At 44.1% G+C, this 11,051-nt stretch carries 13 protein-coding genes and 1 pseudogene; 4 read left to right on the top strand and 10 right to left on the bottom strand.

All coding sequences use genetic code 11. From position 1 onward, the window contains the following. Positions 1–641: 641 nt before the first annotated feature. From ACH0QE_RS09650 to abc-f, 4 genes and pseudogenes are all read right to left on the bottom strand, one after another. Entirely contained in the window at positions 642–785 is a 144-nt protein-coding gene (locus ACH0QE_RS09650) for a hypothetical protein (protein ID WP_415800486.1), read from the bottom strand. A 12-nt stretch (positions 786–797) separates the two neighbouring features. Then, a complete protein-coding gene (locus ACH0QE_RS09645) occupies positions 798–1,253 on the bottom strand; it encodes a DUF2269 family protein (RefSeq protein WP_415800485.1) in 456 nt (151 codons plus the stop codon). A 68-nt stretch (positions 1,254–1,321) separates the two neighbouring features. Then, a pseudogene (locus tag ACH0QE_RS09640) lies at positions 1,322–1,396 on the bottom strand (GlyGly-CTERM sorting domain-containing protein); the annotation flags it as partial. Next, on the bottom strand, positions 1,397–3,295 hold the full coding sequence (gene abc-f, locus ACH0QE_RS09635) for a ribosomal protection-like ABC-F family protein (protein WP_415800484.1): 1,899 nt from the start codon (positions 3,293–3,295) through the stop codon (positions 1,397–1,399). It abuts the pseudogene before it with no gap. Between the two features lie 536 nt (positions 3,296–3,831). On the opposite strand from abc-f, the gene ACH0QE_RS09630 reads away from it, so the two are divergent. Further along, positions 3,832–4,752, top strand: coding sequence for a DMT family transporter (locus ACH0QE_RS09630; protein WP_415800483.1), 921 nt, complete (start codon positions 3,832–3,834; stop codon positions 4,750–4,752). 17 nt (positions 4,753–4,769) lie between these two features. Further along, the gene (locus tag ACH0QE_RS09625; RefSeq protein ID WP_415800482.1) at positions 4,770–5,348 is read left to right on the top strand and encodes a cysteine dioxygenase; all 579 of its coding nucleotides are present in this window, start codon (positions 4,770–4,772) and stop codon (positions 5,346–5,348) included. A gap of 19 nt (positions 5,349–5,367) precedes the next feature. On the opposite strand, the gene ACH0QE_RS09620 is transcribed toward ACH0QE_RS09625, so the two are convergent. The 4 genes from ACH0QE_RS09620 to ACH0QE_RS09605 form a co-directional block, all read right to left on the bottom strand. Beyond that, positions 5,368–5,859 (bottom strand): DUF1456 family protein, encoded by a 492-nt coding sequence (locus tag ACH0QE_RS09620; RefSeq protein WP_415800481.1) that lies wholly within the window; start codon positions 5,857–5,859, stop codon positions 5,368–5,370. A gap of 212 nt (positions 5,860–6,071) precedes the next feature. Continuing rightward, positions 6,072–6,302: a hypothetical protein gene (locus ACH0QE_RS09615; protein ID WP_415800480.1), complete on the bottom strand. Its 231-nt coding sequence runs from the start codon at positions 6,300–6,302 to the stop codon at positions 6,072–6,074. Beyond that, positions 6,299–6,568, bottom strand: a complete 270-nt coding sequence (locus ACH0QE_RS09610; RefSeq protein ID WP_415800487.1) for a hypothetical protein — start codon at positions 6,566–6,568, stop codon at positions 6,299–6,301. Before ACH0QE_RS09610 ends, ACH0QE_RS09615 begins: the two co-directional genes overlap by 4 nt. 23 nt (positions 6,569–6,591) lie before the next feature. Next, entirely contained in the window at positions 6,592–6,933 is a 342-nt protein-coding gene (locus ACH0QE_RS09605; RefSeq protein ID WP_415800479.1) for a hypothetical protein, read from the bottom strand. A gap of 441 nt (positions 6,934–7,374) precedes the next feature. On the opposite strand from ACH0QE_RS09605, the gene ACH0QE_RS09600 reads away from it, so the two are divergent. Further along, positions 7,375–8,682, top strand: a complete 1,308-nt coding sequence (locus ACH0QE_RS09600; RefSeq protein ID WP_415800478.1) for an MFS transporter — start codon at positions 7,375–7,377, stop codon at positions 8,680–8,682. A gap of 133 nt (positions 8,683–8,815) precedes the next feature. Then, positions 8,816–8,998 carry a hypothetical protein gene (locus tag ACH0QE_RS09595; protein ID WP_415800477.1) on the top strand — a complete coding sequence of 61 codons (183 nt, stop codon included), beginning with the start codon at positions 8,816–8,818 and terminating at the stop codon, positions 8,996–8,998. 32 nt (positions 8,999–9,030) lie between these two features. Here the strand turns inward: ACH0QE_RS09595 and ACH0QE_RS09590 are convergent, their stop codons facing one another. Next, positions 9,031–10,029: an EAL domain-containing protein gene (locus ACH0QE_RS09590; protein WP_415800476.1), complete on the bottom strand. Its 999-nt coding sequence runs from the start codon at positions 10,027–10,029 to the stop codon at positions 9,031–9,033. A gap of 206 nt (positions 10,030–10,235) precedes the next feature. Next, on the bottom strand, positions 10,236–11,051 hold an 816-nt coding region (locus ACH0QE_RS09585), incomplete at its 5' end, for a flavin monoamine oxidase family protein (RefSeq protein WP_415800475.1).

Below are 11,051 nucleotides of genomic sequence, written 5' to 3'. Positions count from 1 at the left end.
ATGACCACAAACCTGTCATGATTCCTTCGTTTTCTTGACAGCTTTTGGCCTGGTGACCTCAAACCTGTCATGATTCCTTCGTTTTCTTGACAGCTTTTGGCCCGGTGACCTCAAACCTGTCATGATTCCTTCGTTTTCTTGACAGCTTTTAGCCTCTTGACCCCAAACCTGTCATGATTCCTCTGTTTTCTTGACAACTTTTGGTCTCATGACCACAAACCTGTCATGATTCCTTCGTTTTCTTGACAGCTTTTGGCCTGGTGACCTCAAACCTGTCATGATTCCTTCGTTTTCTTGACAGCTTTTAGCCTCTTGACCCCAAACCTGTCATGATTCCTTCGTTTTCTTGACAGCTTTTAGCCTCTTGACCCCAAACCTGTCATGATTCCTCTGTTTTCTTGACAGCTTTTGGCCTGGTGAACTCAAACCTGTCATGATTCCTTCGTTTTCTTGACAGCTTTTCCTCGTTCAGCCCCAAACCTGTCTGAAGTTCCTCCTTCTTCTGACAGCTTTTCCTCGTTCAGCTCCAAAGCTGTCTGAAGTTGCTATTACTTCTGACAGCTTTTCCTCTTTCGGCCACGAACCTGTCTGAAAAACAAAAAAAGCGCCAGCCCAAATGGCTAGCACTTTCCCTAATAAACCTATTTCACAAACACATAAGGATTTCCGCCGATGAACTTCCTCATTTCTTCAGTGATCACGACACTTGATGCCTGTGTACCTGCAGCACCTGTTACCTGTTTGTTTTCTCCGTGTCCATCATAAAACATTGGCTTTGCTTGCATGTTCATTTCCCCCTAGAATGGTTTTGTTGACATAAGGACGATGAGTACAACGGCTGCAACATGCGCGATGCCGTTCAGCTTTGCGACTTTTTTATCCAGCTGGTGATATTCAGGCGATAATTCGCCACCCTCGCTGTTCATGACGAGATCGACCTGTTTTTCGACCGTTTTTGGCAGTATACCGGCGACAATTGGCTGGATGAGTATGTAAATGATCAATGATCCGATGAACCATCCTTGCGACCACAATGTTGGGTTGACGATTGCCATCAAAATCCCGCTGGCCAACAGGGTGAGCGACCCTACCTTGGCAAATACCTCTATCTTCTTATTAATCTCAAAACATACTTTTGCATTGGTTACTGATTTAGCACCGAACTTGGCGACAACCGGCATTCCAAAGCTCGCTCCTAAACCAACAACGGCCGCGATGACATGAATAAGCACTAATAAACCATATAATGTCATTTAAATCCCCCTATAACTTTTTACCTATTATTTATACCATAAATATTCCTTTTTGAGGGTAAAAATTACTACATTTTCAACATATTTATAGTGTTTATTACCACTAAAAAAAGAAGCATGAAAAAATTCATGCTTCCACTTCCTTACTCGCCGGTACTCAACAACATTTCCATTGCCAGCTCAAGCTCGCTATTCAATTGCAGCTTCCTGCTATACAGCTGATCCAGCTCCTCATAATCCTGTTTGACTCCCATCACCAGATCAAGCTCCGTGATTTTTTTCTCCAGGTTTTCAATCCTTTTTAAAAGCTTCGCACCTGGGTCCGGCTGCGCCACTCGCTGCATCTTTTCCTTTTTCTCCTTCACAATCGGCACCACTTCAAGCGCGGCTCTCTCCCTTTTGTAATCATCATAGTTCCCTTCATAGCTCTTCAAACTGCCATCCTCAACTGCAATCACACGCTCACCAATTTTATTGATGAAATAGCGGTCGTGTGAAATGAAGAATATCGTACCGTTAAAATCCTCCAATGCTGCTTCGAGCGTTTCAATTGAGTCAATATCCAGGTGATTTGTTGGTTCATCTAGAATCAGCAAATTGATATCCTGGAACATCAGCATCGCCAGCTTAAGTCTGATCCGCTCCCCGCCTGACAGGAACTTCACCTTTTTGAAGACACTCTTTTTGTAAAACATGAACTTCGCCAGGTACTCGCGGGCTTTACCCTCGACAATCGAGATGTCCTCACGGAAGCATTCAAGCACAGTCAGCTCTTCGTTCGCAAAAACAATCTTCTGAGGCAGATAAGCGGCCATCACGTTCGCGCCTAACTCCACGACACCTGCATCAGGCTGTTCCTCGCCCAAAAGCATCTTCAGAAAGGTCGTCTTGCCGCTGCCATTCGGCCCAACAAGACCAACACGCTCACCGTAATGAACCATCAGATCAGCACCATCAAAAATCACCTTATCCTCATAGCGCTTGGAAACACCGATCGCCTTGATCGTCTCCTTCCCCGACCTCATCGCATCGCTAAAATGAAGCCTCATATTCCTTCGTTCAAAAACCGGCTTATCAATACGGTCCACTTTATCAAGCTTCTTTTGGATGCTCGCCGCTCGTCTGAAAAACTTGTTATTGTCCGCCCTCAATGCCCAGTCGCGAAGACTCGTGACCTGCTTCTCCATATTGTTGATCTTTTTCTGCTGCTCGCGGAACTGCTCATATTGCACCCGCATATTCTCTTCTTTTTGGCTGATAAAAGCGGAATAATTGCCCCTGTAGCTGATGGTTTCCATGTCCTCGATCTCGACGATTTTATTGACGACATTATCGAGGAAATAGCGGTCATGCGAGACAATCAGCACAATTCCCTTATAATTCTTCAAAAAGCCTTCCAGCCATTCGATTGACTCCATATCAAGGTGATTCGTCGGCTCATCCAGCAGCAGGATATCCGGCTGATGAATCAGGATTTTCCCCAATCCTACCGTCGTTTTCTCCCCGCCGCTAAGCAAGTCAAAATCCTTTTGTAAAAAGCTTTCGGTAAACTTAAGCCCGGTGCAAACCTTGCTTAACTTCTCCTCCTGCTCGTAACCGCCCCTCGCCTCAAATAAATTAACCAGGTCACTGTACTTATTCAGCGCTTTATCCAGAGCCTCATCCTCCAATTCCTGCATCTGCTCCTCGATTTCACGCATCTGTTTTTCAATAGCATGAACTTCTTCAAAAGCCAGATTCAGCACATCGATCACTTTCAAGCCGGCAGGATAAGACGGCATCTGTTCAAGGTAAGCAAACGACGCTCCTCTCGGCCGATGAATCAATCCCTCATCATATCCAGGGCTCGAGGTCTGCGGATAGCCAGGATAGTAATGCATGTGTTCGATTCCGGCAATCACCTTAAGAACCGTACTCTTGCCGCTGCCGTTCGCCCCGACAATCCCAACCTTATCTCCTTCAAATGCCTCCAATGTAAAACTGTTCACGACCAGTGTCGCTTCCATATATTTTTTAATTCCGTGTACTTTCAGTTCTAACATGCAAATTCCTTCTTTCATCCATAATGAAGCTACACTTTTTATGGACAGCACAAAGAAGAACTTATTTACTATTAAATTCTTTAATAATTGGCTCTTTTCCCTTTTACCGTGATTTCAAAAGCCGAAAATATTGCCAGGTTCCAGTCCAAATAAAAAAGACCATAAGAAGAATGCTCTCCCTACAGTCTTGAATCAACATTTTCAGCAAGCACAAATAAGCCCATGCCAAAATATCCGTATCACGATTCAGTAAAGTAAGTTATCTTCTAATTGCCGTATTCCATAAAGAGCATAACGAAATAAACCTACGTAAATAGGCATTTTTATACTCAATACAAAATCCTTATTAATTAAATTAATAATTAGCAATTAGATGTTGGTTCCATAAACTTACTTTCCCTCCTCAATCATTTGCTTCATTATCTCAGGTTTACATTATTTTGTAAATAAAATTGGATATTTTTTCATCCATTCTTCTTTCTGCAGGACAAGCATAGACTAGTAGAAAACTTGTCCATCAGAAAGGATTCCTCGCAATGATTCCGTTTCGTTCCAAGCTTACTGCTTCTTTTTATGCTTTATTATCAATCAGTTTTTGGGGAGTGTCATTTGTATCAATAAAAGCCGTACTCGAAAAGCTGGACCCATACTCATTAATGGTACTCCGCTTTGGACTCGGGGCGCTGTTTTTACTGGTAATTTTACTGTTTACCCGCTCCAGGCTGCGTATATCTGCAGGATACATTCCACATTTGATTGTCCTTGGAATTCTCGGTGTCTTCGTTCATCAACTTCTGCAGGCAACCGCTCTGTTGACCATCAATGCGTCGTCTGCAGGATGGCTAATTTCGTTCGCTCCGATTTTCACTGTGGTCCTGTCGGTTTTATTTTTACATGAGAAGATGAATGTAAAAAAGGGATTTGGAATGATAATCGCGATTGTAGGTGTCTTTCTTGTCACAACAACAAGAAGCGGTCATTCCTTCGAGTTCTCCATGAATATTGGCTTCATCCTGATGATCCTGAGTACGCTGAACTGGGCAATCTATTCCATCCTTTTAAAAAAGCTGCGCATCCCCTATCCCGCTCTCGTAGTGACATTTTACATGAGCTTAACCGGCTTTATGCTCACTCTCCCTTTTATCATCCGCAACAGAGGCTGGGAATCTCTGCCCATGCTGACACAGACAGATTGGGCCCATCTGCTGTTCCTTGCGATTTTTGTTTCTGGAATTGGGTATTGGTATTGGGGAAAAGCACTAGAGGTATTGGATGCTTCAAAGGTATCCATTTTCTTATACCTTGAGCCGCTGGTCACCCTGATTGCTGCTATTTTTCTTCTACATGAAAAATTCATCCTCATAAGTGCGATTGGCGGAATCATAATTATTATTGGAGTGGTTATTGTCAATGGTGGTCTTGCACGTTTAGTGGCGAGTGCTATTTTAAAAAAATAAAGAAGGTGGGAGTGCCTATGACTATAAATCCTCATGCGAAAAATGTGTTAGATTCACTAATAGATCCTTCCAAACACGAGATGAAGGAAGCCTTGGCTAAGATCAATATGTCTGTAGATGAATTGAAGCCCTATCTCCAATCAGCTTCCGGTAAGCCTTATTACCGAAAACTTCTGTATAAAAGCGAGGAAGTAGAGCTTCTGGTGATGAACTGGTCTGATTTAGATTGTGCTCCGCATGACCACGGTGATTCTCATGGCTGGATCGAGGTCCTTAATGGGACTTCTGTTAATTCAGTTTACGAGGTTAATGGCAACAGCCTGCCAAAGGAGCTGTTCAAGGAGTACCACCATCAGGGAAAATTCTTCTATGCTCCACAGAAAGGTATTCATAAAATGCAAGCAGACGGAAATAGCAGACTCGTCACCCTCCACCTCTATTCCCCGCCTATCAGCGGGATGAAAGTCTATGACCTTGAAAAATGTGCCGCCTGTGTGGTCTCCGATGATTGTGGAGCATGGTGGCCAGAGGAACAGCGTCAGAAAATCAAAGAAATAAGGCTCAACAAACAAGAAGACGGTTCTCATGCTTCATGAGAACCGTCTCTTAAGATTTCTATCCACGGAATTTCAAGGCCAAGCCCTTCAGGAAATTCCGCGCGAATTTATCGCCACATTCCCGATAGTTCTTATGCCCTTCTTTTCTCAAAATCGCACCGAGCTCACCCTTAGACACGCGGACTCCGGCAAGGTCAAAGATCTCGAGCATATCCTCGCTTGTGAGCGACAGGGCAATCTTCACTTTTTTCAAAAGCTGGTTATTCACAGTCTCCCCGGTTAGTGGCGGAGCACCAGTCTCCCCCGGCCGCTTCCCTCTTTTAAAAGTAACCATGCCATTCAAAAACTGCTCCATCATCGCGTTATTGATTCTTATGTAGTCCTCAGGTACATCTTCATCCCCATACTCATCTTCATCAATTCTCTGCAGCATCATGCGGACATCGTCCTTCGTCACGTTTACGCCGCCTAGCTTGAATATCTCTACCATATCAGTATCTTTGATATCCAGCGCGTACCTCAAACGGATCATTATATCATTGTTAAGCATTAAAAATCCTCCTATAGAAAACTGTACCGTTAGTATTCCCGATTAACTATTGCAGTCTAACATTAAATGTTGAAAAAGCCTATAGTTTTCAAGGTCATGGTTCAATTTTATGGTAAATAACAATCTGCAATCTGCCTCTCTCTATATTTAAAGAAAGGCAAAGAATTCACACCTTATTATCGGGTGATCCTTTGCCCTTATTTTTGTAAAATCTATTTCAAAGCCGGCTCCCTAACTAATGATTCAAGTGCATATGCCCTTTCAAATCCTTCTCTTGTGGCATCTGCCAGTGATGTATTGCCTGCTGCATCACCAATCACAAAGACATTCTCCATTTCCATTCTCAATGGATGTTCTAATTCCATCGTATTATAATTCCCCGAGCTCGCATGGATTCCATCAGCGCCTGCTTTTTCTAGATATCCGGCTATTTCCCTGCTCATAGGCAGATCCAGGCCGCCTTCTTCAAATTCACTGACGCTAAGTCGAACAGTGACAGGAAAATCAGCACCACACCGCTCTTTGACCCGGTGATGATTTCTTCTATAAATCTCATTCTTTTTTCAAAATTGCCACCATACTCATCTGTACGGACATTTGTATTCGGGCTAAGGAATTGATTGATCAGGTAACCATGTGCTCCATGCAGTTCCACCCCATCAATGCCGGCAGCCTGGCAGCGGGCTGCCCCGTCAACGAATTGCTGGATGATTCCCTTTACCTCTGCGTTGGTCAGCTCCCTCGGTTCTTCACCAATTGCTTCACAGGTAATCGGCTTGGAGCAACGATTTGCTTCCCTCCTGTCAAATAGGAATTTGACTCTCTTCCTGCATGGTGAAGCTGGACAAACACCCTCGCACCATATGTATGAATTGCGTCGGCAAGCCTGCGGAATCCCGGTATAAAACGGTCTTCATCAATACTGAGCTGGTTGACTGCACCTCTTCCCAATTCATAGTCAACTGCCGTAAATTCAGTGATGATTAAGCCCGCTCCTCCTACAGCCCTTTCCTCATAATAGCGAATCTGCTGGTCCGTCATTTCTCCATTTGCAGTGGACAACAGTGTTCCCATCGCCGGCATCACCACTCTGTTCTTAAGAATTTAGCTGCCTATTTTTCCAACGGCAAATAAATGCGGATACTTCATTAACTTTACCTCCGTTCTATTTTGCTCACAGTTTCACAATCTATATACTATTAAATCACAAAATCGAAGAGTGAACGTTTCAACTTTGTGATGTGTCTATGACAATATTTTGAAGTAATTTGCAGCCTTATTCTTATCCTACTCTCTTGTGCTTGCACCTGTTTTTGCACTAGAAAATAGAGTGTTTCCATTAGGTAAAACCCTTATGGGTACTTACTTTTATCACCCTATGTCATAAATTGTTCAAGACTTTTTGACAGAATTGTGTGCACTAAAAGAATTGTGAGGTACGTCACACCTGCTTCGTGATATAAATGGTTTATTAATCTTGTAAACACCCATTCAAAATTACATGGAGGAATTAAAATGGCTCGTATAAATACATGGAATCCTGAAGACGATCGTTTTTGGCAATCTGAAGGAAAAAAGCATGCGAAGCGGAATCTGTGGATTTCGGTCCCTTCCTTGATGCTCGCATTCATTGTCTGGCAGATTTGGTCTGTAGTCGCGATTCGCTTGAATGACATTGGCTTCAGTTTTACTGACCAGCAGCTTTTCACTTTAGCGGCAATGCCTGGTCTTGTTGGTGCAACTTTACGATTTGTATACACTTTTGGCGTAGGAATGATGGGCGGCCGTAACTGGACGGTCCTGACAACCGCAGTTCTTGCAATTCCGGCTGTTGGCATTGGATTTGCAGTCCAGAATCCTGAAACACCATATTCAGTCATGCTTTTACTAGCAGCACTTTGTGGACTGGGTGGCGGGAACTTTTCAAGTTCATCATCCAACATCAGCTTCTTTTTCCCGAAAAAAGCACGTGGTACAGCGCTTGGTATTAACGGCGGTTTAGGAAACATGGGTGTATCAGTCGTTCAATTCGTAACACCATTGATCATTACAACTGGAACTTTCGCTTTTATCGCTGGAGATGGACAGAAATTATCAAATGGCCAGGAAGTTTTTCTTCAAAACGCGGCGTTCATCTGGCTGATCCCGATTGCGATCGTTACAATCGCAGCATGGTTCGGCATGGATAACCTCCCTGGAACAAAGCAATCATTCTCAGATCAATTCGTCATTGTAAAAAGAAAGCATACTTGGATCATGACATGGCTTTACGTAGCAACATTCGGATCTTTCATTGGATATTCAGCGGCATTCCCGCTATTGTTGAAATCTCAGTTCCCTGAATATATCTCTTTAGCCTTCTTAGGTGCCTTCCTTGCTGCAGCTGCACGCCCTGTCGGCGGTTGGCTCGCTGATAAGATGGGCGGAGCGAAACTTACAGCGATTGTATTGGTCGTGATGATGGCTGGAGCAGGAAGCGTCATTTTCTTCCTTGGAAATAAACAATTCAGCGGCTTCCTGGTATCATTCCTGATTTTGTTCATTGCGGCTGGAATCGGCTCTGGTTCAACATTCCAAATGATCCCTGGAATTTTCGTTCCGAAAGAAGCAGCACCAGTGCTCGGCTTTACCGCAGCATTCGCAGCATATGGATCATTCTTGATTCCAAAGCTGTTCGGCTGGTCTATCAATATTTCCGGAGGCTATGCACCTGCATTCTTTATCTTCATTGGCTTCTATGTACTCTCAATCATCTTAAACTGGTATTACTACCAGAGAAAAGAGTCTGTAGCAGTACTCGAGGCGCAAAAGACAATAGCGTAAATTCAAAAGCCTCGCCCAATTTAGTTGGGCGAGGTTTTTTGCCAAATTTTATGTTTATTCTACAAGATTCATGGGTATTAAGAACTATATAGAGAGATAGAGAATGATTGTTTTACCAAAAGGGGAGATTAAGTTGCTCACACTTTTTCTATTCCAGAGGGAACTAAGTCAACTGAAAGATGAATATCAATCAAGTGCGGATACAATGATCAAAGCGCAAATCCTGAAGGATATCGCGCTTCTGACTGAAGCGATAAAAGAAATGAAAGAGGGATGGGAAGCAAGCTGTTCCCTGAATTATCCCGAGAACATATAGCAAAAAAGAAACCGTATCACACGGTTTCTTTTTTATGCTTCATTCAACTTCTTAACATCAATTGGAGCAGGCTTTCCGAACAAATATCCCTGAAATAGCTGATATCCTTTTTCCTTAAGCCACTTAAAATCTTCCTCCAACTCGATTCCCTCCGCAAGCGGCACAGAACCAAGCCTCTTCGCTTCGGACAAAAAAGCGGAAGCTGTCTGTTGCTTTTGAGTATCCCCGGCAACCCCCTGGACGTACTTCATGTCCAATTTCATATAATGTGGCTGCAAATCTGACAGCAGCTCAAGTGTACTATATCCTTCGCCTACATCATCCAACGCATAACGGAAACCTTTTTCTTTGTAAAAAGCCAGGATCCTTTTCAGATGATCCGTGTCTTCCACATTTTCCGTTTCTACCACTTCAAATACAAGCCGATCCGGGTTGACTCCTAACCTATCTGCCAGCATGGTGGTCGATTTCAGACAGAATTCTGGTGAATAAATCGAAGTCGGGATGAAGTTGATAAAAACCTTTTTATCGGTAAAAGAAGCTGCCCTAACCGCTGCCATCCTGCAAATCCGGTCAAGCGCATACAATCGATCTCTTTTCCTCGCCGCCCCGAATATTTCCCCAGGATAAATCATTGACCCATCCTCTCGGTAAAACCGGGCCAGCATCTCATACGCATAAATTTCGCCTTCTGCATTAAGGATCGGCTGAGCATGGCAGGTCACAAGTTCCTTGCGAATGACCTCGTCAATCCACTGGCTATCGAGGATTACCCCTGCTTCTGCCAGCTGCCGCCATTCCCCATCATCAAGCCGGAAAAAGACATTCTCAGAATCCATATGATCATGGCAAAAATCAAGGAAATCCTTCAATCCCGCTTCACTTACAACTAATACATTCCCATCAGCCCGAAGCAAAACACCGTTACGATCCATGTGCCGAACCACTTCAGGATAGGTGAACAAATTCCGTTCCCCATCAACCTTGATCTCAAACTGCAAATTTCCTACAACACACGCATTACAACTCATGTATTAAGCTTCCTCTCAAGTTAGTTTTTTATAACTATATCATTGCGATGTAGGTAATATGAACTATTTAACCTCCACCGTTTCTATCATGTTTGTGAATATAAGGCAACCAAGCATAGTATTACCTCCAATGGAACATCAAAAAAAGCGCCTCTTCCCAATTATCGGAAAGGTGGCGCTTTTGTTTTACCTCTTTATCCCTTATGCTAATTACTGTTAACCATTTCCGTCACTATAGAGACCGCTCGCTCCGCTGATCGAAGTGCCCCTTCAAGATGTCCGCCATGTCCAGGCGCTGTTTCAGTACCCGCAAAAATAATCCTCTTTTCCCACGAACTCTTACCTGCCGGCAGTCCATAGTCCGGAAAGCTGGTCAACGGTTGTGCATCTTCCTCAACAGCTGTATCCAAATCGCTCGCCCAGTCTTTATAAAAGAGAGCAATTGGCTTTTCAGCCGAAGGGCCAAAGAGCCGTGTCAGTTGGTCAATGACCAGTCTCAGTGTATGTTCCTCACCAAGTTCTTGCCGCATTTTTGCTGGAAGCCCGAAAAAGCCAAAAAGTGCCCCATATCCTGTGTCAGGTGAAGCATCATGAATTTCCTGCAACGGACCGGCCCAGCTAGTAACCTGGCCGGAAAGACCAGAATCCTTCCAGAACGGCCGTTCATAAACGGCTACTGCCTTGGCCTGTCCCGCCATCCAAGTCGGCTTATCTTTCAGGCCGGCTATAAGCCCATCAGGGAGTGCCGGTGAAAAAGCAATCCTTTCTGCCAGTATTCGAGGCGGCAATGCTAGGATGACAGCGGCAGCCCGAATGCTTTTCTTTTTTCCATCAGATTGCTCTGCTTCTATTGTGATTCCTTCAGCTTCATCCAGTTGGATTGCATTAACACGGGTTTCCAGTACGACTGTTTCAGACGGAAGTGAGGATGCGAGGGCGTCAATTAGGGACTGGATTCCACCGGCCAGTCGCACCGACCTCTCAACTGCGCCTTCTGGCAAAACATGACGCTGTACCTGCCC

It is taken from the genome of Mesobacillus sp., assembly GCF_047739415.1.
Taxonomy (GTDB): Bacteria; Bacillota; Bacilli; order Bacillales; family Cytobacillaceae; genus Mesobacillus.
This window is presented reverse-complemented; position numbering and strand designations above follow the sequence as displayed.